The sequence below is a fragment of the Pseudomonas sp. LBUM1678 genome, from assembly GCF_059695575.1.
The window spans coordinates 5790148-5814253 of record NZ_CP166775.1 but is presented as its reverse complement, the minus strand read 5'-3'; the positions used below and the strand labels follow the sequence as shown (position 1 = coordinate 5814253).

Annotated in this window: 22 protein-coding genes; 8 read left to right on the top strand and 14 right to left on the bottom strand. The window is 59.0% G+C overall.

The window, feature by feature from the left end:
- The first annotated feature begins 4 nt into the window (after positions 1-4).
- The 3 genes from ACA070_RS26415 to ACA070_RS26405 are packed head-to-tail and all read left to right on the top strand — an operon-like array spanning position 5 to position 3872.
- Complete coding sequence (locus ACA070_RS26415; protein WP_497448940.1) at positions 5-1369, top strand: aromatic acid/H+ symport family MFS transporter; 1365 nt, start codon at positions 5-7, stop codon at positions 1367-1369.
- On the top strand, positions 1366-2586 hold the full coding sequence (locus ACA070_RS26410; protein WP_497448939.1) for a benzoate/H(+) symporter BenE family transporter: 1221 nt from the start codon (positions 1366-1368) through the stop codon (positions 2584-2586). The genes ACA070_RS26415 and ACA070_RS26410 overlap by 4 nt, the downstream gene beginning before the upstream one ends.
- 17 nt (positions 2587-2603) lie before the next feature.
- A complete protein-coding gene (locus ACA070_RS26405) occupies positions 2604-3872 on the top strand; it encodes an OprD family porin (RefSeq protein ID WP_497448938.1) in 1269 nt (422 codons plus the stop codon).
- Between the two features lie 8 nt (positions 3873-3880).
- On the opposite strand, the gene ACA070_RS26400 is transcribed toward ACA070_RS26405, so the two are convergent.
- Complete coding sequence (locus tag ACA070_RS26400) at positions 3881-4123, bottom strand: DUF2790 domain-containing protein (protein WP_462025347.1); 243 nt, start codon at positions 4121-4123, stop codon at positions 3881-3883.
- 121 nt (positions 4124-4244) lie between these two features.
- Between ACA070_RS26400 and ACA070_RS26395 the strand changes: the two genes are divergently transcribed.
- The gene (locus ACA070_RS26395) at positions 4245-5177 is read left to right on the top strand and encodes a LysR family transcriptional regulator (RefSeq protein ID WP_497448937.1); all 933 of its coding nucleotides are present in this window, start codon (positions 4245-4247) and stop codon (positions 5175-5177) included.
- Positions 5178-5200: 23 nt separating this feature from the next.
- Here the strand turns inward: ACA070_RS26395 and dctM are convergent, their stop codons facing one another.
- The 3 genes from dctM to ACA070_RS26380 form a co-directional block, all read right to left on the bottom strand.
- Positions 5201-6484, bottom strand: coding sequence for a C4-dicarboxylate TRAP transporter large permease protein DctM (dctM, locus tag ACA070_RS26390; protein ID WP_497448936.1), 1284 nt, complete (start codon positions 6482-6484; stop codon positions 5201-5203).
- Complete coding sequence (locus ACA070_RS26385; RefSeq protein WP_497448935.1) at positions 6481-7113, bottom strand: TRAP transporter small permease; 633 nt, start codon at positions 7111-7113, stop codon at positions 6481-6483. Before ACA070_RS26385 ends, dctM begins: the two co-directional genes overlap by 4 nt.
- A gap of 82 nt (positions 7114-7195) precedes the next feature.
- Positions 7196-8191, bottom strand: a complete 996-nt coding sequence (locus ACA070_RS26380) for a TRAP transporter substrate-binding protein (RefSeq protein WP_497448934.1) — start codon at positions 8189-8191, stop codon at positions 7196-7198.
- Between the two features lie 245 nt (positions 8192-8436).
- Here ACA070_RS26380 and ACA070_RS26375 point away from each other — a divergent pair, with 245 nt between their 5' ends.
- Together ACA070_RS26375 and ACA070_RS26370 are read left to right on the top strand one after the other, a co-directional pair.
- Positions 8437-9126 (top strand): energy-coupling factor ABC transporter permease, encoded by a 690-nt coding sequence (locus ACA070_RS26375; protein WP_497448933.1) that lies wholly within the window; start codon positions 8437-8439, stop codon positions 9124-9126.
- A gap of 63 nt (positions 9127-9189) precedes the next feature.
- Complete coding sequence (locus ACA070_RS26370; RefSeq protein WP_497448932.1) at positions 9190-9405, top strand: hypothetical protein; 216 nt, start codon at positions 9190-9192, stop codon at positions 9403-9405.
- Positions 9406-9408: 3 nt separating this feature from the next.
- Here ACA070_RS26370 and yacG read toward each other — a convergent pair whose 3' ends face one another.
- The 5 genes from yacG to pilB are packed head-to-tail and all read right to left on the bottom strand — an operon-like array spanning position 9409 to position 14020.
- Complete coding sequence (gene yacG, locus ACA070_RS26365) at positions 9409-9609, bottom strand: DNA gyrase inhibitor YacG (protein WP_461976848.1); 201 nt, start codon at positions 9607-9609, stop codon at positions 9409-9411.
- Positions 9606-10229: a dephospho-CoA kinase gene (gene coaE / locus ACA070_RS26360; protein ID WP_497448931.1), complete on the bottom strand. Its 624-nt coding sequence runs from the start codon at positions 10227-10229 to the stop codon at positions 9606-9608. The genes yacG and coaE overlap by 4 nt, the downstream gene beginning before the upstream one ends.
- Complete coding sequence (locus ACA070_RS26355) at positions 10226-11098, bottom strand: prepilin peptidase (protein WP_497448930.1); 873 nt, start codon at positions 11096-11098, stop codon at positions 10226-10228. The genes coaE and ACA070_RS26355 overlap by 4 nt, the downstream gene beginning before the upstream one ends.
- Position 11099: 1 nt before the next feature.
- On the bottom strand, positions 11100-12317 hold the full coding sequence (locus ACA070_RS26350; protein ID WP_497448929.1) for a type II secretion system F family protein: 1218 nt from the start codon (positions 12315-12317) through the stop codon (positions 11100-11102).
- 2 nt (positions 12318-12319) lie between these two features.
- Positions 12320-14020: a type IV-A pilus assembly ATPase PilB gene (pilB, locus tag ACA070_RS26345; protein WP_497448928.1), complete on the bottom strand. Its 1701-nt coding sequence runs from the start codon at positions 14018-14020 to the stop codon at positions 12320-12322.
- 225 nt (positions 14021-14245) lie between these two features.
- Here pilB and ACA070_RS26340 point away from each other — a divergent pair, with 225 nt between their 5' ends.
- Positions 14246-14659 carry a pilin gene (locus ACA070_RS26340; protein WP_462025353.1) on the top strand — a complete coding sequence of 138 codons (414 nt, stop codon included), beginning with the start codon at positions 14246-14248 and terminating at the stop codon, positions 14657-14659.
- Positions 14660-14973: 314 nt separating this feature from the next.
- Positions 14974-15327: a BON domain-containing protein gene (locus tag ACA070_RS26335; RefSeq protein ID WP_438659568.1), complete on the top strand. Its 354-nt coding sequence runs from the start codon at positions 14974-14976 to the stop codon at positions 15325-15327.
- A 285-nt stretch (positions 15328-15612) separates the two neighbouring features.
- On the opposite strand, the gene ACA070_RS26330 is transcribed toward ACA070_RS26335, so the two are convergent.
- The 5 genes from ACA070_RS26330 to pgi all read right to left on the bottom strand — a co-directional run bounded on the left by ACA070_RS26330 (position 15613) and on the right by pgi (position 23895).
- Positions 15613-15909 (bottom strand): DUF2845 domain-containing protein, encoded by a 297-nt coding sequence (locus ACA070_RS26330; protein WP_497448927.1) that lies wholly within the window; start codon positions 15907-15909, stop codon positions 15613-15615.
- Positions 15909-18860 carry a DUF748 domain-containing protein gene (locus ACA070_RS26325; RefSeq protein ID WP_497448926.1) on the bottom strand — a complete coding sequence of 984 codons (2952 nt, stop codon included), beginning with the start codon at positions 18858-18860 and terminating at the stop codon, positions 15909-15911. The genes ACA070_RS26330 and ACA070_RS26325 overlap by 1 nt, the downstream gene beginning before the upstream one ends.
- Positions 18861-18964: 104 nt before the next feature.
- Positions 18965-19981: a class I SAM-dependent rRNA methyltransferase gene (locus ACA070_RS26320; protein ID WP_497448925.1), complete on the bottom strand. Its 1017-nt coding sequence runs from the start codon at positions 19979-19981 to the stop codon at positions 18965-18967.
- A gap of 142 nt (positions 19982-20123) precedes the next feature.
- Entirely contained in the window at positions 20124-22061 is a 1938-nt protein-coding gene (gene acs, locus ACA070_RS26315) for an acetate--CoA ligase (protein WP_497448924.1), read from the bottom strand.
- 169 nt (positions 22062-22230) lie between these two features.
- Positions 22231-23895 carry a glucose-6-phosphate isomerase gene (gene pgi / locus ACA070_RS26310; protein WP_497448923.1) on the bottom strand — a complete coding sequence of 555 codons (1665 nt, stop codon included), beginning with the start codon at positions 23893-23895 and terminating at the stop codon, positions 22231-22233.
- Positions 23896-24106 lie beyond the last annotated feature (211 nt).

Sequence of the window (24106 nt, the reverse complement as noted above, 5' to 3'; positions counted from 1 at the left end):
TGCCATGCGCAAGATTGACGTACATGAGGTTATCGACAACGCACGATTCAACCGCTTTCACTGGATGGTGCTGTTCTGGTGTGCCCTGATCATCATCTTCGACGGTTACGATTTGGTGATCTACGGCGTGGTGCTGCCGATGCTGATGAAAGAGTGGGGGCTCAGTCCCCTGCAAGCGGGCGCACTGGGCAGTTACGCACTGTTCGGCATGATGTTTGGCGCGCTGTTTTTCGGTCCGCTGTCGGACAAGATCGGTCGCAAAAAAGCCATCACGATCTGCGTGATGCTGTTCAGCGGTTTCACCGTGCTCAATGGTTTTGCCCGTAACCCCACCGAGTTTGGCATTTGCCGGTTCATTGCTGGCCTGGGCATTGGTGGGGTGATGCCCAATGTCGTGGCGCTGATGAACGAGTACGCGCCGAAGAAAATCCGCAGCACGCTGGTGGCGATCATGTTCAGCGGCTACTCGGTGGGCGGCATGCTCTCGGCGGGGCTTGGCATCGTGCTGATCCCCAGTTTTGGCTGGCAGTCGGTGTTTTACGTAGCGGTGCTGCCGTTGCTGTTGTTGCCGCTGATCATGTACTTCCTGCCCGAGTCGGTGGGTTTCATGCTGCGTCAGGGGCGCAATGAAGAGGCGCGCCACATTCTGGAACGGATTGATCCGGCTTACGTCGCCCACGCGAGCGATCTGTTGCACATGAGCGAAGTGAAGGGCACCGGCACCCCGGTCCTGCAATTGTTCCGCGAGGGTCGTGCGCTGCGCACGCTGATGCTGTGGCTGGCGTTCTTCTGCTGCCTGCTGATGGTCTACGCCTTGAGTTCCTGGCTGCCAAAACTGATGGCCAACGCCGGTTACAGCCTGGGCTCGAGTTTGTCGTTCCTGCTGGTGCTGAACTTCGGTGCCATTTTCGGCGCAGTCGGCGGCGGTGTGCTGGGGGACAAACTCAACCTGCCGCGGGTGTTGGCGGTGTTCTTCGCCATGGCTGCTGTGTCGATCACGTTGCTGGGGTTCAACAGCCCGATGCCGCTGTTGTACCTGCTGATCGCCATTGCCGGCGCCACCACCATTGGCTCGCAGATTCTGTTGTACGCCTGCGCCGCGCAGTTTTACTCCATGACCATTCGCTCCACCGGTCTGGGCTGGGCCTCGGGCATCGGGCGCAACGGCGCCATCGTCGGACCGCTGCTGGGCGGTGCGTTACTCGGGATCAGCCTGCCGCTGCAACTGAACTTCATGGCCTTTGCCTTGCCCGGTGCGGTGGCCGCGATTGCCATGACGGTGTTCGCCATCAGCAGCCGGCGCAGTGCCCGGCAAACGTTACCGGGTTTGCACGAATCGCCTGACGGGGCTGTCGGCGAGGCTTCATGAAAAGGTTATTCCAGGACTTTTCCCTGTCAGCGGCCGTCGCCGGTTTCATCGCCACGGTGATTTCCTACGCCGGGCCGTTGGTGATCATCTTTCAGGCGGCCGAGGCGGCGCATCTCTCGCGGGAGGTGTTGTCGTCCTGGGTCTGGGCGATTTCGATCGGCAGCGCCGTGCTTGGCATCGGTCTGAGCCTGCGTTACCGCGTCCCGGTGATCATCGCGTGGTCGGCGCCGGGCTCGGCGTTGCTAGTGGCGCTGTTGCCGGGGATCTCCATGTCGGAGGCGGTGGGTGCTTATCTGGTCAGCAGCCTGATTATTTTCCTGGTCGGGGTGTCGGGTGCCTTTGACCGGATCATCGGCAAGCTGCCCGCAGCCATTGCGGCGGCGATGCTGGCGGGGGTTTTGTTCAGCTTCGGCACCGGGTTGTTTGTGTCGTTGCAGGGCAAACCGTTGCTGGTGCTGGCGATGTTTGCCACGTACCTGATCTGCAAACGGCTGATGCCGCGTTATGCGGTGGTGATGGTGCTGCTGGTGGGCTGCTCGATGGCTTTTCTTTCCGGTGATTTGCACAGCGAAGCGCTGGTGATCGGTTTGGCCACGCCGGTATGGATCACCCCCACGTTCAGCCTGAGCGCGACGCTGAATATCGCCTTGCCGCTGGTGATGGTGGCGCTGACCGGCCAGTTTGTCCCCGGCATGACGGTGCTGCGCGCCAGTGGTTACGCCACGCCGGCCGGCCCGATCATCGCCAGCAGTGCGTTGGGCACAGCGCTGCTGGCACCGTTCGGTTGTCACGGGCTGAATCTGGCGGCAATCACCGCAGCGATTTGTACCGGGCGCGAGGCCCATGAAGATCCCGGCAAACGCTATGTGGCCGGGGTTGTGGGCGGGCTGTGCTACCTGGTGCTGGGGATCTTCGGCGCCACCCTCGTTTCACTGTTTTCGGCATTCCCCGAAGAACTGATCGCGGCCCTGGCCGGGCTGGCGCTGTTCGCCGCGATTGCCGGGGCTTTGGCCGGCGCAATGGCCGTGCCGAGTGATCGCGAAGCCGCGTTGGTGACCTTTCTGACCACCGCATCGGGCATGTCGTTGTTGGGTTTGTCCGCCGCTTTTTGGGGGCTGATTTTCGGCATGGTCACGCACCTGTTGTTAAACGCCCGGCGTCCCGTTCCCCGCCGCGAATCCGCTGCGGCTGAAGCACTTCAACCTGTCGATCAATAAAAATAAGAGAAGAAACGATGAAACAGATTTTTCCAACAACCGGTTCAGCGTTGTCCATGGCTGTCGTCTCGAGTTTCTCTGGCGGTGCGATGGCGGCCGAGGGCGGCTTCATCGAAGACACCACGGCGACCTTGCAAGCGCGCAACTACTACTTCAGCCGGGACTTCTCCGACATCGTCGGGGCCAACCAGCAATCGAAGGCCGAAGAGTGGGCGCAGGGCTTCATCCTCAACGTCAAATCCGGTTATACCCAGGGCCCCGTCGGTTTTGGTGTGGATGTCATTGGCCTGCTCGGCCTCAAACTCGACAGCAGCCCGGACCGGGTCAATACCGGATTGCTGCCGGTGCAGGATAACGGTCGTGCCGCGAATGATTACAGCCGATTGGAGGGCGCGTTGAAGGTACGTTTCTCCAAAACCGAATTGAAGGTGGGTGAGCTGCAACCCAATCTGCCGGTACTGGCCTTCAGTGATATCCGCTTGCTGCCGCCCAGCTATCAGGGCGCGAGCATCAGCTCGAACGAGGTCAATGGCTTGACGGTGCAAGGGGGGCACTTGAATTCGACCAGCCTGCGCAACGAGGCTGGCGACGAAAAAATGCAAGCCATGCTCGGCCATGTGCCGCAACGACAGGTCAGCAGTGATGGCTTCAACTTTGCCGGCGCCGATTACGCTTTCAACGATAAACGCAGCTCGGTCAGTGCCTGGTTCGGGCAACTGGAAGATATCTACAACCAGCGCTTTCTCGGCCTCAAGCACAGCCAGCCGTTGGGTAACTGGACCCTGGGCGTCAACCTCGGCTATTACGATTCGCGCGAAGACGGCAAGAAGCTGCTGGGCAACATCGACAACCAGGCGTTCTTCTCCTTGCTGTCGGCCAAGCGCGGCGGGCACACGTTCTATGTCGGCTATCAGGGCATGTTCGGCGACAGCGCCTTCCCGCGCGTCTTTGCCAACATCTCACCGCTGGGCAATGAAGTGCCGACCTACGAGTTTGCCTACACCGACGAGCGCTCCTGGCAGGCGCGTTACGACTACGATTTCGCGGCCCTCGGCATTCCGGGGCTGACCAGCACCGTGCGCTACATCACTGGCAACAATGTCGATACCGGGCAAGGGTTCGAGGGCAAGGACCGCGAGCGTGATCTCGATCTTGGCTATGTGTTGCAGAGCGGCAGCCTCAAAGGCCTCGGGATTCGCGTGCGCAACGTGATGGCGCGCTCCAATTACCGCAGCGATATCGACGAGAACCGTCTGATCCTCAGCTATACGTGGACGCTGCTATGAGGCGCGAATCACAGGCTGCTGACGCAGTTACCCATCACTTGATACGTCACGCGATGAGTCTGGCCCTGGTGATCGATGTAGACCATGGTCGCTGGCACGACGTCGCAGGCGGTGGCGGTGTCTGTCACTGAAACCACTTCGGCGATGTCCAGCGGCTGTGCCGGGTTGTAACGGGTGGCCGCTGGTTCGTTGCCGGCGGCCATGGCCGAGGTGGCGACAACGGTCAGAAACAGGCTGATCAGGGTTTTCATTGTTTCGTGCTCCGTGTTGATTCCGATACCTGAATTCTAGTCGTTGCCCGCGACCGATAAAGGGGCCAGCGCCTGATGCAGCCTTACATGAAACGTAACAGTCACCGCCCCTGGAGGGCCTATGGATTTGCTCAATAACTTGCGGGTATTCGTCCGCGTGGTGGACTGCGCCAGTTTTACCGCCGCCGCCGATGCGCTGGACCTGTCGACCGCGCAAGTGTCGCGACTGGTGGCGGATCTGGAGCAGCATGTGCAAGCACGCTTGCTGCAACGCACCACCCGGCGATTGAGCCTGACCGAGGCCGGCGAACGCTTCCTGCTGCGCAGTCGGCAAATACTCGAATCAATGGAGGAGGCGACGGCAGAGGCACGCGGCGCCCATCTCAAGCCAAGTGGACGGCTGCGGGTGCACAGCATGAACGGGCTGGGCGTGCTGATCACGCCGTTGATCGCCCGTTACAGCGAGCTTTACCCTGATGTGGTGTTCGAGCTGACCCTGTCGCAGCGCAATCCCGATCCACTGGAAGACGGGCACGATGTGGTGATTTCGATTGCCCATGAACTGGCCGATTCGCAATTGGTCGCCCAGGTGATCGGGCAGATTTACAGCGTGCCCTGCGCCTCCCCGGAGTACCTGCAACGGCGGGGTGTGCCGCGCACACCGACGGCGCTGAACGATCATCAATGCCTGCGCATGCTCGACCCGTTGTACAGCGATGAATGGGTGTTCCAGGACGAAGAAGGCGAGCATGCCGTCAGCCCGGCCAAAACCTTTCAGTGCAACGTCGCCGAGTCGATGGTCAAGGCATCGGAGGCTGGCATGGGGATCAGCCTGATTCCGTTCTACACCGCAACGCGCCCCTTGATCGATGGCACCTTGTTGCGCTTGCTGCCGGCCTGGCGTCCCCGTGAACGCAATGTGTATGCGCTGTACCCGTCGCGGCGATTTCTCGATGCCAAGGTCCGGACCTGGGTGGACTTTCTCAAGGCCGAGTTACCCAAGCTCTTCGCGGAGCACGAGGCGGTGATGAACGATCCACGGCATTGGGCCTGACGGCCCGGAACGACTCATCCCGTTTACGTCATCCCCAGCCAGTTCGGCAGGACCAGAGAAATCCACGGTACGTAGGTAATCAATATCAGGAACAGCAACAGGATAATCAGCCAAGGCATGGCTGCACGGATGGTGGCAGTCAACGACATCCCGGTCACCGCCGAGGTGACGAACAGATTCAGCCCCACGGGCGGGGTAATCAGGCCAATCTCCAGGTTCACCACCATGATGATGCCCAGGTGGATCGGGTCGATCCCCAACTGCATGGCGATCGGGAACAGGATTGGCGCCAGGATCAGGATGATTGCCGAGGGTTCCATGAACGCCCCCGCCACCAACAACACGATGTTTACCACGAGCAGGAATGTCACCGGCGTCAGGCCCGCCCCGATGACCCAGGCGGTGATTTGTTGGGGTAATTGCTCGGTGGTCAATACATGGGCGAAGAGCATGGCATTGGCGATGATAAACATCAGCATGATGCTCAGCTTGGCGGATTCGAGCAGCACCTTGGGCGTTTCACGGAATGTCATGTCCTTGTAGACGAACAGCGCAACGAATGCCGAGTACACCGCCGCCACTGCCGCCGCCTCGGTCGGGGTGAACATCCCGGAGTAGATGCCGCCCAGGATGATCACCATGAGCAACAGGCCCCAGATGGCCTTGCGTGCTGCCGTCAACCATTCACGGACAGTCGCCCGCGGCATGGCGGGCAGGTTTTTCCTGACGGCGACGATGTAGATGGCAATCATCAAGAAAGTACCCAGCAACAGGCCCGGCACCACGCCGGCCATGAACAGCTTGCCGACCGAGGTTTCGGTTGCCGCGGCATACACCACCATCACGATGGACGGAGGGATGAGAATGCCCAACGTGCCGGCGTTGCACACAATACCGGCACCGAACGCCTGTGGATAACCGGAGCGGACCATGCCCGCGATGGCGATGGAGCCCACGGCGGCTACTGTGGCAGGGCTTGAGCCGGACAGCGCAGCGAACAGCATGCACGCCAATACCGCCGCGATGGCCAGGCCGCCGCGAATATGACCGACGCAAGCGTTGGCAAAATCGATCAAGCGCCGTGCCACACCGCCCGTGGTCATGAAGGCGCCGGCCAGCAAAAAGAACGGGATCGCCAACAACGTGTAGTGCTCGGACGTCTCGAACAACTTGATGGCCAGTGAACGCACGGAGTCAGGGCTGAAAAGGATGATCGTCAGCGAACCGGCCAAGCCAAGGGAAATGGCGATCGGTACGCCGATAAACATCAGCACGAACAGAGCAACAAAGAGGAAAAGAATGGTCATTTCTTGTCGTCCTCATGCTCGGTGAGTTTCAACACATCCGCGGCCTCATCGGCCAGGCCCAGGCCCGTTTGGCGGTTTTGCACGATGCGTACCAGGATTTCGGCAAAACGGATGAATACCAAGGCAAAGCCCACGGGCACTATCAGCCCGATGTGCCATTGCTTGACGCCGTAATGGCCGAGGTCTTCGGCGCCGATTTCGGCGATGAACAAGGTTTGAATCCATTCGAAACTGGCGACGCCGAGCAGGCCTGCATAGGCCAGGCTGCAAAGGCAGGCAATGATGCCGATGATTCGCTGGGCCGGTTTGCTGGCCAGTTTCACCAAGGCATCGACACCGATATGCCCGGCCGTTCGCACCCCATAGGACAAGCCAAAAAAGATCAGCCAGGCAAACAGGGCTTTGGTCAGCGAAATGCTCCACGTCATCGCCTGGGCCATCCCCATGACGCTGTCGCCAATCGCGAATAACGGTTCACTGGCGCTCGGCCAAGCGTCGGCAAAGCTGTAGAAAACGCTATAGAGGTTGTTCAGGATGACGTAAACGAACGTCACCAGCGTCATCGCCGCCAGCAGGAAAACAATGAAGCCTTCTTCAAAGTGGTCCCAGATGCGCCGCAAGGCATTCATGAGTGGCATCTCCTGATCGAGTGACGACTATGAAACAGGGCCGCCTTCTCGGGCAGCGCCCCTTGGCAGCCCCCTTGGCAGACTACTGAGCCTGGTTTGAGGCGTCGGCAGCCTTGATCAGGTCGGCACCGATAGCACCTTCGAACTTCGTCCAGACCGGCTTCATTGCGTCTCGCCACTTGCCACGTTGTTCCGGGGTCAGCGTGATGATTTCGGTGGTTTTGGCGTCGATGATGCGCTGTTTGTCATCCTGGTTCAGTTTCTCTGCCTTTTGGTTCACCTGGGTGGTGACCTCGACAATGATTTTGTCCAGTTCGGCTTTCACATCCGGCGGCAGACCAGTCCAGAACTTGGTGTTGGTGATCAACATGTAATCCAGCAAGCCATGGTCGGACTCGGTAATGAACTTTTGCACTTCGTACATTTTCTGGCTGTAAATGTTCGAGTAAGGGTTTTCCGCGCCATTGACGACACCGGTCTGCAAGCTCTGGTACACCTCGGCGAAGCTCAACTTGCGAGGGTTGGCTTTCACTGCCTTGAATTGCTCTTCGAGCACGGCCGAGGCCTGCACACGGAATTTCAAACCGCGGGCATCGCCCGGTTCACGCAGCGCCTTGTTGGCGGACAGCTGCTTCATGCCGTTATGCCAATAGGCAAGTCCGGTGATGTTTTTGCTTTCCATGGACTTGAGAAGTTCCTGGCCTTCAGGGCTTCGCTGGAAGCGGTCAACTGCCGAGATGTCGTTGAACAGGAAGGGCAAATCAAATAGCTGTAACTTGGGTGTGTACTGTTCGAATTTGGCCAGCGACGGCGCAATCATCTGCACATCGCCTAACAGCAGCGCCTCCATTTCCTTGCCATCGCCAAACAGCGCAGAGTTCGGATAAACCTCTACCTTGACCTTGCCCGCCAGACGTTCTTCAACCAGCGTCTTGAACAGCAGGGCGCCTTGGCCTTTGGGCGTCTGTTCGGCGACGACATGGGAAAACTTGATAATGATTGGATCAGCTGCCAGCGCGAGGTTCGACACGCCCAGCGCGAGTGTGCAGGCAACTGCGTTCCACAATGACTTGAGCATTCAGATGTTCCCCTTGTTGTTATTACGTGCAGTTGATGTCTGAACTGCATCTGCACGATGGACAAAAGGAGTCTAGGCAATAAATCACCATTGGTCGTCGGGACGGGTATTTGCGAGCGATATGGGCAGTCAGAACCGCCGGTGTAGACTGAGGGAGGTCAGGAGGGGAGCAGCGTGAAATATAGAACAGTGTTATCGCCCGATCTTGCGCTTACAGGGGCCCAGGGACTGGCGAAGGTTCACCCATGATCGGCGCCGAGTTACTGTCGCCTGAAACCCTCGTTGCGGGCTGGTTGATCTATGTTCCGGTGCTGATCTGGGCCGTTGCCCGAGCACCGTGGGTCGAACTGTTCAGCGACAGACGCCGCCAGCATCTGTTGTTCGGCACGGTGTTCGCGTTGTTCATGCTCTGGCTGGTGCGACGCGACTTCGATACCGGCGTGTCCTACCACTTTCTCGGCATGACCGCCGTGACCCTGCTGCTCGACTGGCCGCTGGCGATTGTCGGCGGGCTGGTCGCGCAAGCGGGGTTGGTGCTGCTCGGGCGCCAGGATCTGGTGGCAATGGGGGTCAACGGCGCACTGTTTATCCTGCTGCCGGTGCTGGTCACCGAGTGCTGCGCGATCCTGGTAGAGCGAGCGCAGCCGCGTAATCCCTTTGTGTACATCTTTGTTTCCGGTTTCTTTGCCGCGGCCCTCTCGGCGTTGTTGTGCCTGGTGTTGGCGCTGACGTTGCTCTGGTTTGACGAACGTTTTGCCATGCCCTATTGGCTTGAGGATTTTGTCGGTTATCTGTGGCTGATCATTTTTCCGGAGGCGTTCATCAACGGAATGATTGTCAGCGCGCTGGTGGTGTTCAGTCCGGAATGGCTGGAGACCTTCAATCGCACACGCTACCTTTCGGCGCCCTGGAAGGACGACGATCCCAACTCTTGATCCACATCAAATGCAAAAACCGCTCACGAATCCATGCTCGGGAAAACCTACAGGAGCATCGAAATGAGTGTCTACGAATGGGCAAGGCAGGAGTTGCGTCAGAGTCTGGATGGCGCGCAGGAAGTGGGGTTTGATCCGGGGTTGAGCTTGCGCGCCTTGCTGAGCGCGGTGGTGCAGCAGAGCAAGGCTGTGCGCAGTGCCGAAGACCTGGCCGACGAGTTGCGTTTTCTCGCGCAAAACCTCGATGAAGGCCAGGACTACGGCTTTATGCGGCCCTGAGTGTCAGTGTCGCGGTTCGAAGTCTTCGCTGAACAGGTCGTCTTCGGCATCCGGGCTGACCGGAATCTTGTGTTCTTCCGACGCCCAGGCGCCCAGGTCGATCAGTTTGCAACGGTCCGAACAGAACGGCCGGAATGTGCTCTCCGGGCTAAATTCAACGGGGGCGCCGCAAGTTGGGCATTCGACGGTTGGGATCTGGCTCATGACTGGCCTCCACGCAAAGTAAGGTAAAAGTGATGCAGGCGTTCGACCTCGCTGTGCAGCCAGGCGAGGTCGCGGTCGTTGACCACCACATCGTCGGCGTGGCTCACGCGGTCCTGGCGGCTGGATTGCGCCTTGAGGATCGCCTGGACCTGTTGCTCGCTGGTCTGGTCACGCTGCAAGGTGCGTTCGATCTGTAGCTGTTCCGGAGCATCGATCACCAGGACCCGCTGGGTCATGGCGTACTGGCCGGACTCGATCAACAGCGGCGAAACCAGAATCGCGTAAGGCGATTGTGCCTTGGCCAGATGATCGGTGATTTCCTTGGCGATCAGCGGATGCAGCAACGCTTCGAGCCAGCGGCGTTCCTCCGGCACTTCGAAGATCAGCTGTCGTAGCGCTGCGCGATCCAGTTGCCCGTCGGCGTGCAACACGCCGGGGCCGAAATGTTCGGCGATCGTTGCCAGCGCAGGGCGCCCGGGCTCCACCACCCAGCGCGCCGCATGATCGGCGTCCACTGCGTGCACACCGAGGTCGATGAAATGCTGGGCCGCCGCGCTTTTGCCGCTGCCGATGCCGCCGGTCAGGCCGAGAATCCAGGGTTTTTCCACAGGGGTATTCATTTCAAACCGACAAACTGCCAATAGAAGCCGGTTATTTGACCACCCCAGAGCAAGGCAATCCAGCCGGCAATTGCCAGAAAGGGTCCGAAGGGGATCGGTGTCGAGGTTTTCGCGTTGCGCAGGCGCAGCAAAATCACCCCGATGATCGCCCCCACGAGCGATGACAAGAGGATTGTCAGCGGCAACATTTGCCAGCCGCCCCAGGCCCCGAGCATGGCCAGCAGCTTGAAATCGCCGTGGCCGATGCCGTCCTTGCCGGTGAGCAGCTTGAACAGCCAGAACACCGACCACAACGTCATGTAACCGGCCACTGCGCCCCACAGCGCGTCATGCAATGACACGAACAGCCCGAAACTGTTGGCGATCAACCCCAGCCACAGCAGCGGCAGCACCAGCACATCCGGCAGCAGTTGGTGCTCGGCGTCGATCAGACTCATCGCCAGCAAACCCCAGGTCAGCATCAGCACCAGGCAGGCTTGCCAGCCGAAACCGAAATGCCAGGCGATAAACGCCGAGAGCAGACCACAGGCCAGCTCGGTCAGCGGATAGCGCTTGCTGATGGGCGCGGCGCAGTTGGAGCATCGCCCCCGTAAAAACAGATAACTGAGCAGCGGAATGTTTTCCCAGGCGCGGATTCGATGGTCGCAATGCGGGCACTGGGAGTGAGGCAGCATCAGGTTGTAGGCCGGGCCCGGCGCTTCGGGCGGTACGCCCAGCACGTCATGGGCTTGCAGCCGCCATTCACGGTGGAGCATTTTCGGCAGGCGCCAGACCACCACGTTGAGAAAACTGCCGATTAGCAGGCCGACCGCCAATGCGATGACCACGAAGACCAGCGGATAGAGGGTCAAGATGTCGTTCAAGGGCATGTCAGATCGCTGCGCCGAGTTGGAAGATGGGCAGGTACATCGCCACCACCAGGCCACCGACAATAACACCCAGCACCACCATGATGAACGGCTCCATCAGGCTGGTGAGGTTGTCGACCATATTGTCCACTTCATCTTCGTAGAAACTCGCGACCTTATCGAGCATGTCGTCCAGTGCACCGGATTCTTCACCAATGGCTGTCAGCTGAATCGCCATGCTGGGAAAGATGCCGGAGGTGCGCATGGAGAAATTCAACTGCATACCGGTCGACACGTCCTGCTTGATGCGCAACACCGCACGTTTGAACACGATGTTGCCGGTTGCGCCAGCCACCGATTCCAGGGCCTCGACCAGTGGCACGCCGGCGGCGAACGTGGTCGACAGGGTTCGGGCGTAACGAGCCACGGCGGACTTGTACATCAGCGTGCCGATCAGCGGCAGTTTCAGCAGCCAGGTGTCCATCCGGTCCCGAAAAGCCTGGGATGTTTTGAAGGCGTGGCGCGCACCGAAGATGGCAGCGATCAACACGCCAAGCATCATCCACCACCACGCCTGCATGAACTCTGACAAGCCGATGACCATCACGGTGAAGGCCGGCAATTCGGCGCCGAACCCCTTGAATACCGACTCGAACTGCGGCACCACTTTGACCAGCAGAATCCCGGTGACAATGATCGCCACGAAGACGACGGCCAGCGGGTAGGTCATGGCTTTCTTGATCTTGGCCTTGAGGCTTTCGCTCTTTTCCTTATAGGTCGCCACCCGTTCGAGCAGGGTGTCCAGAGCGCCGGCCTGCTCACCCGCGTCCACCAGGTTGCAGTACAGCTCATCGAAATACTGCGGCTTTTTACGCAAGGACGCGGCGAAGCTGTTGCCCGCCGCGACTTCCTGTTTCACCTCGTCCACCAGTTTGCGCATGGCCGGGTTATCGAAGCCTTCGCCGATGATGTCGAACGACTGCAACAGTGGCACACCGGCTTTCATCATCGTCGCCATCTGCCGGGTAAACAGGGCGATTTCCTGAGCCTTGATCCGTTTGCCGAAGCTGAAAATCGAGGCGGACTTCTTGCGCACCTTGCCGGGGTTGACCCCCTGTTTGCGCAATTGGGCCTTGATCAGCGCCGGGTTGAGGCCGCTCAACTCGCCGGTCATCTTTGTGCCTTTCCTGTCCGTGCCTTCCCAGGCGTAGACGCTGATTTTTGCTGCTTTGACCGCCATGTTCAGTCCTTGGTAACCCGGTTGATTTCTTCAAGGCTCGTGACGCCTTGCATGGCCTTGATCAAGCCCGAGGTGCGCAAGTCATTGAAACCGTCCTTGCGCATCTGGATATCGATTTCCAGTGAATTGCCCTCGGCCATGATCAGCCGCTGCAGGTCCGGCGTGTTCTTCACCACTTCATAAATCCCCACTCGCCCTTTGTACCCGACGTTGCATTGATCGCAACCGACCGGCTCATAGATCGTGAACGAGCCGATGCGTTCCTCGGGGAAGCCTTCCTTGATCAGCGCTTCGCGGGGAATCTCGATGGGCTTCTTGCAGTGGTTGCACAACTTGCGCGCCAGGCGCTGGGCAATGATCAGGGTGACCGACGTCGCGATGTTGAAGCCCTGAATACCCATATTGTGCAAGCGGGTCAGGGTTTCCGCGGCGCTGTTGGTGTGCAGGGTGGAAAGCACCATGTGCCCGGTCTGGGCGGCCTTGATGGCGATTTCGGCGGTTTCGAGGTCGCGGATTTCGCCGACCATGATCACGTCCGGGTCCTGACGCAGAAACGAGCGCAACGCCTGGGCGAAATCCAGCCCTTGCTTGGGATTGACGTTGACCTGGTTGATGCCTTCCATATTGATTTCCACCGGGTCTTCGGCGGTGGAAATGTTGATGTCCACGGTGTTGAGGATATTCAGCCCGGTGTAGAGCGACACGGTCTTGCCCGAACCGGTGGGCCCGGTGACCAGGATCATTCCCTGTGGCTGCTTCAGCGCGGCCATGTACAAGTCTTTCTGTTCAGGCTCGTAGCCGAGGGCGTCGATGCCCATTTGCGCGCTGGACGGGTCGAGGATACGGATCACTACTTTTTCGCCCCACAGGGTCGGCAGGGTGTTGACCCGAAAGTCGATGGACTTGGTCTTGGACAGGCGCATCTTGATCCGCCCGTCCTGAGGTTTGCGCCGCTCGGAGATGTCGAGGCTGGCCATGACTTTCAGCCGCGCCGCGATGCGGTTGGCCAGTTGGCTCGGTGGCTTGGCGACTTCTCGCAGCATGCCGTCGGTGCGCATCCGCACCCGGTAGGTTTTCTCGTAGGGCTCGAAATGCAGGTCGGACGAACCGCTTTTGATCGCGTCGAGCAACATCTTGTGAACGAAGCGCACCACTGGCGCGTCATCGGCGTCCTGGCCGGCGATGGAGTCCTTTTTGTTGTCATCGACCGACTCGATGTCCAGCCCGTCGAGGTCAACATCAGCCATGTCTTCCAGGCCGGTGGAATGGCTGTCGAAGAATTTCTCGATGGCGTCGCTGAGTTTGTCGTCCTCCACCAGAATAGCTTCGGTGTTCAGCCCGGTGCTGAACTGGATGTCGTTGATGGCTTGGTGATTGGTCGGGTCGCTAATCCCCACGAACAGCTTGTTGCCGCGTCGCCAGAGGGGCAGGACGTGGTGCTGACGAATCAGTTTCTCGCTGACCAGCCCTCGGGGTTGGGTGTCCTTGTCCAGGCAACTGAGGTCAAGCAGCGCCATGCCGAAATGCTCCGAAGCAATCTCGGCAACCTGTCGGCTCTTCACCAGTTTGTTCTGCACCAGGTAACTGACCAGGGAGATTTTACTGCGTTGGGCTTGCTGATACGCCTGTTGCGCGCTTTGGTCAGTGAGCAGTTCGGCCAGGACCAATTGCTTGGCCAGACCGCTAAGGGCGATGTCATTCATTGGGATACCGGACGCAGACAGTTCATGACTTATAGCCTAGTCAAGGAGCTGAGCCAAACCAGCGGCCGTGAGGTGACAAATAGTGTCAGATAGTGCGGATCCTGGGGGTAGGAAAGGTCTGTGCCTTGGCTTCGCACCCCGCCAACAGGGGCCGGGGCGCTTGGCACGGGCTGTGCTGAAGCTATCTCAGATCATGAGATTTCGACTCATGCATGGAGCCTGTCTATGAATACTCAAAAAGGTTTTACCCTGATCGAACTGTTGATCGTGGTGGCGATCATCGGGATTCTGGCGACGTTTGCGTTGCCGGCTTACTCGAAGTATCAGGCGCGAGCCAAGGTAACAGCCGGTCTGGCAGAGATCACAGCGTTGAAAGTCCCGTTTGAGGACCTTATGAACTCCGGCACCAATCCGGATCTGACGAAGGTCGGCGGAACCGCCACAACCTCCAACTGCACAACCACGGCAGCGGGTGTCGCGACCGATGGTACCGGCTCTATCGGTTGCACGATTCTCAATGCGCCCGGTCCGGTATTGAGTAAAACAATCACCCTGTCGCGTACGTTGACTGGCTGGACATGCGCCACCACGGTTGCGCCTGATTACGCGCCGAAAGGTTGTAACGCCACCGGGACGTAGTTTCTCGACGGTTTAATGAGTGCCCTGTCTGCAGAGACGGGGCATTTTTTTGCCGGTCAGAAAGTAAAACCAGGCCAAAGAAAGAAAACCCCGACAATTCATGGCCTTAGGCCCACGTCAAAACCTGCAACTTGCATGTAGAGAATCTCGAAGTCTTGCATTTTGCATGATTCCGAAAATCGACGTTTTTACTAAGATACTGATTTATAACGATTTATTATCTGTCTCAAAGTTGGCACAGCGTTCGCAATATACCCAGTAACCCTGCTGACAAGACACGCAGCAGACTTTCTAGAAAAACAGGAGTTACTCGTATGAAGAAGTTCGCTATCGCTGCCGCTACTGCTACCGCGCTGACCCTGACCATGGCCAACGCTGCATTCGCACAAACCCAGGCGACCCAGGCTCCAATGGTCCTGGCTGCCGGTGAAGTCACCGAAGCAAAAGCAGATGTCTCCGATACCTGGATCACCACCAAAGTCAAAGCAGACCTGGTTACCGAGAAAGGCATTCCTGGCACTGACATCAAAGTTGAAACCAACAAAGGTGTTGTTTCCCTGTCTTCCACCACTGCCGTGACTGAATCTCAGAAAGACGTCGCAGTGGCTATCGCAAAGAAAATCAAAGGCGTTAAAGACGTATCCGCTGCCGGCCTGAAAGCCGAGTAAGGCAAGACTTCTCGCCTGGACTGGGAGAAGGCGCGACAAGCGGGCTGAGCAATACGCTTGTCGTCTCTGGAGAGTTCATGCGAAAGGCCACAAGGATGTGGCCATTACAGGCCTCCGACATTCGTGTCGGGGGCCTGTTCTATTGTGGGCACCACAAAAACCAATGCGGGAGTGAGCCTGCTCGCGATAGCGGTGTGTCAGCAACCTCAATGCTGAATGACACACCGCTATCCAGAGCAGGCTCACTCCCACATTTTTTGAATGTGCCCACTTTGGATCGTGGGTTCAGTTACCGCGCTTGCTGGTGATCTGTTTCAGCCGATTACCCTCAAACCGCAAATACTGATACATCCCGCCATTGGGCCCGTAGGTCCATTCCTCGACCTGGAACTCTTCCCGTCGGTTGGCGCTGCGTTTGTACCCAAGCAGATCGCGGCTGACCGGTTCACCGCACTTCTGCTGCACTTCGCTGGAGCGGTCGCCGACGCTGACCAATTGACTGCCGCAACGCAGGGTATCAGCCGCCGAGGCCTGACTGGACGCGAGTGCCAGAGTCAGGCTGATCAGCAATCGTCTGATCATCACTCGGCATCCAGGTGCATCGGTGTCACCACTCGACCGTCACCTTCCGCCTCGCCCAGTTGGGCGTCGATGAAGTAGACACGGTCGTCGGCCATCTGCGTCTTGTCCACCAGGTAATCCTTGATGCTGCTGGCGCGTTCCTGACCGAGCTGGCGCAACAGCACATCGCTGGAACTCCAGAACTTGATCACGTCTGCGCGCATTTTTGCGGTGCGTTCTTCCTTGCCCAGATCCTTCCATTCAGCAGGTGGCTGATTCTTCAGGCGCGTGCGGTAGATCCCTTCCAGCAGCGGACCTTTCTCACCGTCCGGCACTTGCAGCAATGAAGCCTGGGCCGGAACCTTGTCACCGCGCCGCTGGAGCATTTTGTAGTAGTTGTACTGATATTCGCGTTCAAGCCGTTGCTCGGCAATCAGCGGGCCGTCGCTGCTGGCGGCCGCCGTGCCTTCGATTTCCAGGCGCAGGGCAGGACGTTCCTTGAGCGCCTGGGACAGTTTGATCAACGAACCCTCGGCGTCCTTGCTCAGCTCGCTTGAACCTGGTGCAAACGAGACAGTGCCCAAATCTTGCGAACCACCGCCACTGATCAGCCCGCCAATCATTTTGAACGGTGCGGCCGCGGCTTTGACGATCAGGTTGCGCAGGGTTTGCCAGACAATCGGCATGACGCTGAACTGCGGGTTGTTCAAGTCGCCGGTTACCGGCAGTTCGATGGAAATCTTGCCGTCGACGTCCTTGAGCAAAGCGATCGCCAGTTTAAGCGGCAGGCTTACAGCGTCCGGGCTGTCGACTTTTTCACCCAGCTGCAGTTGCTCGACCACCACTTTGTTTTCGGCCCTGAGCTGGCCCTTGGTGATGATGTAATGCAGGTCGAGATTGAGCCGACCCTTGCGGATGCGGTAACCGGCGAACTTGCCGGAGTAGGGCGTCAGCGTGGTCAGTTCCACGCGTTTGAAACTGGTGGCGATGTCGAGGCTGGACATCGGGTCGAACGGGTTGACCGATCCCTTGATGGTCACTGGCGCGTAGCGGTCGACTTTACCTTTGATATCGACAGTGGCCGGTTTCGCCTGACGGCTATCGATGGTGCCGATCTGCCCGTTGAGCTGTTGCACGGCCGTGGCGAAGTTCGGGGTCAGGCTGAAGTCGGCGAAGTTCGCCGAACCGTCATTGATGGCAACGCCGCCAACGTGGATGCCCAGCGGTTTTTCCTTGCTGGCGGGTTTGGCCGCCGCTGTCTTGGTGCCGGAGTCGGCCGGTTGCGGGATCAGCAGGTCATCGATGTTGGTGGTGCGGTCATCGTTGATCATGAAACGCACGTAAGGCTGGAACAGGTTGACCTTGTCGATCGACAAGCTGTCGCCGTGTTGGTAGTTCAGGCCTTCGAGCACCAACTGCTGCCACTTGAGGAAGTCGCGGGTCTTGAGGGTGTCGAGGGTATGCAGTTGATCGACCTGCGCTTTACCGGTGACGCTGAACGCCAATGGCTCGGTGCTTTTCAGATCGACCGCCAGATTACTGCCGAGCATGCCGCTGCGCAGTTCCAGGCGAATGAACGGGTTGATGTAGGACTGGGCGACACGCAGGTCGATGTCCTTGGTCTGCACATTCAATTTGGCACTGACCGGTGCCAGATTGACCACGCCGTCAGCCATGAGCTTGCCTTGTTTGCCCACGCCGGTGTCGAGCTTGAGGTTGAAAGGCGAGCCGTTCAGGCTGTCGAAATTCTGCAAGTCTAGGTTCAGAGGGCCGATGTCCAACGCCACGGCTGGTTGCGCTTTGCGATCGGCAAGATGCACTTGGTAATCGCGCAGTTGCACGTCCTTGAGCAGCACTTGCCAGGGTTTGCTTGGCGGGGCCGGTTCAGCTTTTGGTGAGTCAGCGGCTGCCGGCGTGTTGGTCGGTTCGGCTTTAGCCTTCACGGCGGCTTTGGACGGTTGGCTGGCAAACAGCTTTTGCCAGTCGAGTTGCCCATCGGCTTCGAGGGCAGCCCAGGTTTCTAGCTTTTGGCTGCGGATCTTGCCGACTATCACTTGCTGCTTGGCCAGGTCCACGGTGGTGTCGCTGATGTCCAGTCGCGCAAGCTTTGCCAGTGGACGACCGTCCGGTGTGTTGACGGCGAATGGCGCGATGCTGACCGCGACATTGCTCAGCAGCAGTTCGGTTTCTTTGGATAAGTTGAGTTTGTAGTCGGTGCTGAGGTTGATGACGCCTTCTTTGAGCGCCAGTGGCAACGCGTCACGCACATAGGGCCAAAAGGCTTTCATCTTGCCGTCGGTGATCTTCAACTTACCTTCGGAGGCAATCGGGATCAGGCTGAAATTGCCGGTCCAGTCGATCTGCCCGCCTGCCGGGCCGACGGCCACCAACGTCATGTCGGCACTGTCTTCGGGCAGGGTGCTGAGGTTCTTCAGTTCAAAATCCAGCTTGTCGTAGAGGAACTCAATGGGTTCGCTGGGGCGCGCATCCAGGAAATGCACATTACCGCCCGCCAGTTTGATCCGGTCCACGCGCAACGGAAACGGTTTGGCGTCCGGGTCGGCCGGGGTCGGTGCACTGGCGGGGATTTTGAACAGGCCAAGCAGATTAAGTTTGCCGTCCTTGCCAAACAGGATTTCGGTCTTGGGTTTGTCTATTTCGATATCGGACAGGTGCAGCGCCTTGGTCCACAGGCTGTCGAGCTGCAAGTTGGCGTACAGGCGTTCAAAACCGACCTGCTCCTTGCCCGGTTCGCCGATGATCAGGCCCCAGAGGGTCACTTCCAGGCTAAAAGGGTTGAGTTCGATCCGCGAAATCGTGGCGGGCATCGTGGCGTAATTGGCCAATTGCTGGTTGGCGACCCGCAACGCGATGCCCGGTAAAATCAGAAACCCCAGCAGGCTGTAAAGGGCCAGAGCAGTCAACAATGCGCCAATAGCGCGAATCAATCCTTTGGGCATGTGCGGCTTCATCTGTCTGAATCGGAGTGCGTTGGAGTATGGCACGCGAATCCGGTTCCGAAGTGATCGCACTGTTCTGCTTTTTCAGAAAACAGCGTAGGAAATTTCCTGCGTGATCAGAGTTGCAGAATCAACGTTTTCAGCGGCGGCTGTTGATCCAGCGACGGGAAATCGCCACCCGGTTTCATCACGGTCCACTCACGCACCGGTCGCCCGGCCTTCTCCGCGCAACGCAAAACCTGTTCGCGCCAATCGTCCATGCTGACCTTTGCCAGGTTGTTGCAGCAGATCAGCACGCCGTTGTCGGCGGTGGTCAGCAACGCGGGTTTGAGCAGGCTCTGGTAGTCGCGCAGCAGGTCCACCGTGCCAAACGCGCTCTTGGCCCAGGCCGGCGGATCGAGCAGCACCAGGTCGTACTGACGCTGTTCAAGACGTGGGTAACTCGGCAGTTTCTGCCCGCGCCGCTGACTGATCGGCAGGCCCGCCAGTTGGCGGATGGCAGGGAAGTAATCGGACTGGATGAAATGCATGGCTGGCAGCTGCGGATTGAGCAGGCCATTCTCGCGGCCGACTGCCAGATTGCCCTCGGCGAAATCCAGGTTGCACACCTCGCTCGCCCCGCCGGCTGCAGCGCTTAAACCGACGCCACAGGTGTAGGCGAACAGGTTGAGCACGCTTTTGTTTTTGCTGTGTTCCTTGACCCAGCCGCGGGTGTTACGCAGGTCGAGGAACAGCAGCGGGTCCTGACCGGCGTGGCGTCCGCGAACCCGGTAGTTCAGGCCCCATTCGTGGCCGACCAGATCCTGCAGGGCAGCCTCGTCGGCACGGTAAACGGTGTCTTCGCGATCGATGCGCGAGTTGCCCCGGGAGCGGTCGTTGTAGACCAGCAGCGTTTCGAGGCCCAGGTGTTGATTGATGGTTTCGTGCAGTTGCAGCAGCGCATCACGCTCCAGCGCCTGGTGGAAGCTTTGCACCAGCAGTTGCGGGCCGTAGCGGTCGATGGTCAGGCCGCCGGCGCCTTCCTGGCTGCCGTGGAACAGGCGATAGCAATCGGTGCCTTGCTGATGCAGCTCGGCGAGCAGGTCTTGGCGATGATCGAGGGCGGCGCGCAGCGCCTGATTCAAGGAAGACATGCTGGGCGCCTTGCAGGAGGTAATTTGGCGCGGGAGTTTAACAGCTTGGCAGGGAACCGAGGTGCTCTGTCACTGATCGTTCCCACGCGGAGTGTAGGAATGATCAGTGGGAGTGAGCCTGCTCGCGATGCTGTTAAGCGTGTTACTGGTTCAGGCGTTTATCGACCAACTCTTGCACCACGCTTGGATCTGCCAGGGTCGAGGTGTCCCCCAGACTGTCCAGTTCGTTGCAGGCGATCTTGCGCAGGATGCGCCGCATGATCTTGCCCGAACGGGTTTTCGGCAAGGCCGGGGCCCACTGGATCAGGTCCGGTTTGGCGAAGCTGCCGATTTCCTTGCTGACGTGGGCCAGCAATTCTTTCTTCAGTTCGTCATTGGCCTCAGTGCCGTTCATGGGTGTGACGAAGGCATAGATGCCCTGGCCTTTGACGTCGTGGGGATAACCGACCACCGCTGCTTCGGCGATGCTGTCGTGCAGCACCAGCGAACTTTCTACTTCCGCAGTACCGATGCGATGCCCGGAGACATTGATCACGTCGTCGATGCGCCCGGTGATCCAGTAATCGCCATCCTCGTCGCGCCGCGCGCCGTCGCCGGTGAAGTAATAGCCGGGGTAGGGCTTGAAGTAGGTGTCGACCATGCGTTGCGGGTCGCCATAGACGCTGCGGATCTGCGCCGGCCAGCTGGATTTGATCGCCAGTACGCCGCTACCGGCGCCTTTTATTTCCTTGCCCGTTTCATCCAGCAACACCGGTTGCACGCCGAACATCGGTTGGGTGGCGCAGCCGGGTTTGATCCGTTGCGCGCTGACCAGCGGGCTGAGCATGATGCCGCCGGTTTCGGTCTGCCACCAGGTATCGACAATCGGGCAACGCTGCTCGCCGACGACGTTGAAGTACCAATCCCACGCTTCCGGGTTGATCGGCTCACCGACGCTGCCGAGCAATCTGAGGCTCTGGCGCGACGTTTCCTTCAACGGTTCCGGGCCTTCACGCATCAGCGAGCGCAGTGCAGTCGGGGCGGTGTAGAAAATGTTGACGTGGTGTTTGTCGATCACCTGCCAGAAGCGCGAACTGCTCGGGTAGCTCGGCACGCCTTCGAAGATCAGCGTGGTCGCGCCGTTGGCCAGCGGGCCGTAGACGATGTAACTGTGGCCGGTGACCCAGCCGACGTCGGCGGTGCACCAGAAAACTTCGCCATCGCGGTAGTCGAGCACGTACTTGAAGGTCATTGCCGCTTGCAGCAGATAGCCGCCGGTGGTGTGCAGCACGCCCTTGGGTTTACCGGTGCTGCCGGAGGTGTAGAGGATGAACAGCGGGTCTTCGGCGTCCATGGGTTCTGGCGGGCAATCGTCGCTGACGTCGCGCAGCGCCTGGTGATACCAGAGGTCGCGACCTTCAACCCAGTCCACTTCGCCCTTAGTGCGCTCGACGACGATGACGGTGCTGACGTTCGGGCAACTTTTCAGCGCCTCGTCGACTTTCTGTTTGAGCGGCACAAATTTTCCGCCACGCACACCTTCGTCGGCGGTGATCACCGTGCGGCAGTCGGCGTCGAGAATCCGGTCGCGCACAGAGTCTGGAGAGAAGCCACCGAACACCACCGAATGCACTGCACCAATCCGAGTGCAGGCGAGCATGGCGTAGGCCGCTTCGGGAATCATCGGCATGTAGATGCACACGCGGTCGCCCTTTTTCACGCCACGGCTTTTGAGCACGTTGGCCAGGCGACAGACGTTGTGATGAAGTTTTTTGTAGGTGATCTGTGTGGATTCGGCGGGGTCGTCGCCTTCCCAGAGGATTGCGACCTGATCGCCGCGTGTATTCAGGTGACGGTCGATGCAGTTGTAACTGACGTTCAGTTTGCCGCCGGCAAACCAGCTGGCTTCGCCGGTTTTCAGGTTATAGCGCTGGACGGTTTCCCATGGCGTGCTCCAGTCGAGAAAGCGGGTGGCTTGCTCGGCCCAGAAGGTACTGGGGTGGTCGATGGATTGACGGTAGAGGCGGTGGTAGTCGTCTTGACTTAGGTTTGCAGCCCGGCGGACGGCATCGGCTTTGGGGAATGTGCTGATATCGAACATGACGGTTCCTTATTCTTGTTTTGCGACAAGAGGGGAGCTGCGCGACCCTCGTAGGAGCCGGCTTGCTGGCGATAGCGGCGTGTCAGTCAACATTTTCATCGACTGAAACACCGCCATCGCCAGCAAGCCGGCTCCTACAAGGTTAGTACCCCGCAGGAACGGCGTCAGGTTACCCGCGGTGACGGCCGCGGAAGTAGTTGATCAGGCCTTGGGTTGAAGCATCGTCAGCCGGGGTTTCTTCGCTGCCGACCAAGCGGTTGTAGACGCCTTTGCCCAATTCTTTACCCAGCTCCACGCCCCACTGGTCGAAGGCATTGATGCCCCAGACCACGCTTTGCACGAAGACTTTGTGTTCGTACATCGCCACCAGCGCACCGAGACGACGCGGGCTGATGCGCTCGACCACCAGGGTGTTGCTCGGACGGTTGCCCGGGATCACCTTGTGCGGCGCGAGTTTATGCACCTCTTCTTCGCTCATGCCTTTGTCACGCAGCTCGGTTTCGGCTTCGGCAAGGGTCTTGCCGAGCATCAACGCCTGGCTTTGCGACAGGCAGTTGGCGTACAGCCACTGGTGGTGGTCGGAGACCGGGTTGAAGCTGACAATCGGCACGATGAAGTCGGCCGGAATCAGTTGGGTGCCCTGGTGCAGCAACTGGTGATACGCGTGCTGACCGTTGCAACCCACGCCACCCCAGATTACCGGGCCCGTGTCGGTGGACACAGGCGTGCCGTCGTGGCGCACGCTCTTGCCGTTGGATTCCATGTCCAGCTGTTGCAAGTGCTTGGTGATGTTACGCAGGTAGTGGTCGTACGGCAGGATCGCGTGGCTTTGAGCGCCCCAGAAGTTGCCGTACCAGACACCGAGCAACGCCAGCAGCACCGGCATGTTCTGGTCGAATGGCGCGCTCTGGAAGTGCTGGTCCATGGTGTAGGCACCGGACAGCAGTTCCTTGAAGTTCGACATGCCGATGGCCAGGGCGATTGGCAAGCCGATGGCCGACCACAGCGAATAACGGCCGCCAACCCAATCCCACATCGGGAAGATGTTTTCTTCGCGGATACCGAACGCCACGGCCGCCGCATTGTTGCTGGAAACGGCGATGAAGTGACGATACAGCTCGGCTTCCGAACCACCCTGAGCCAGGTACCAGGCACGAGCAGCCTGAGCATTTTTCAGGGTTTCAAGGGTATTGAAGGATTTCGACGAAACGATGAACAGCGTGGTTTCGGCACGCAGCTTCATGGTCAGTTCGTGGAACTCACTGCCGTCGATGTTCGCCAGGTAATGGCAACGCACGCCTTTGTGGGCGTAGGACAGCAGCGCTTCAGACACCAGCTCCGGGCCGAGGAACGAGCCACCGATGCCGATGTTCACCACGTCAGTGATCGGCTTCTCGGTGTAACCGCGCCACAAACCGTCGTGGATGCGGCCAACGAGGTCAGTGATCTGGTTCAGCACTTTGTGCACTTCAGGCATCACGTTGACGCCATTGACCGACAGCTTGTCGCCTACCGGGCGGCGCAGAGCGGTGTGCAAGGCCGGACGACCTTCGGAAGCGTTGACGATTTCGCCTTCGAACAGCGACTTGATCGCGCCCTTGAGGTCAACTTCATTGGCCAGGTCCACCAGCAGATTGCGGGTCTCGGCGTTGATCAGGTTCTTCGAGTAGTCGAGAAACAGGCCGCAGCTGCTGAGAGTGAATTGAGTAAAGCGCTGCGGATCGGCATTGAAGGCTTCGCGCATGCTGAAATCCTGCATGGCTTGGCGGTGGTCATTCAGCGCTTGCCAGGCGGGCAGAGCGGTAACGTCATGAGGAGTGCGGTAGTACGCCATCGCTGCGGGTTTCCTTTTTACTTGAACGGCTTTTTTGAACACTGAAAATACCGGAGCGCCGTAGGCTGGCATCCGGTCAACTGCGTCGACACGATTTCAATGACACAGGGCGAATACAGTAAACCTCGCGCTGCGATCTGTCTTGACTTTGTCTAACACGTTCCCGGTACTTTTTTATACATAAAGCAGGGAACGTTTCGACAAACGGGAG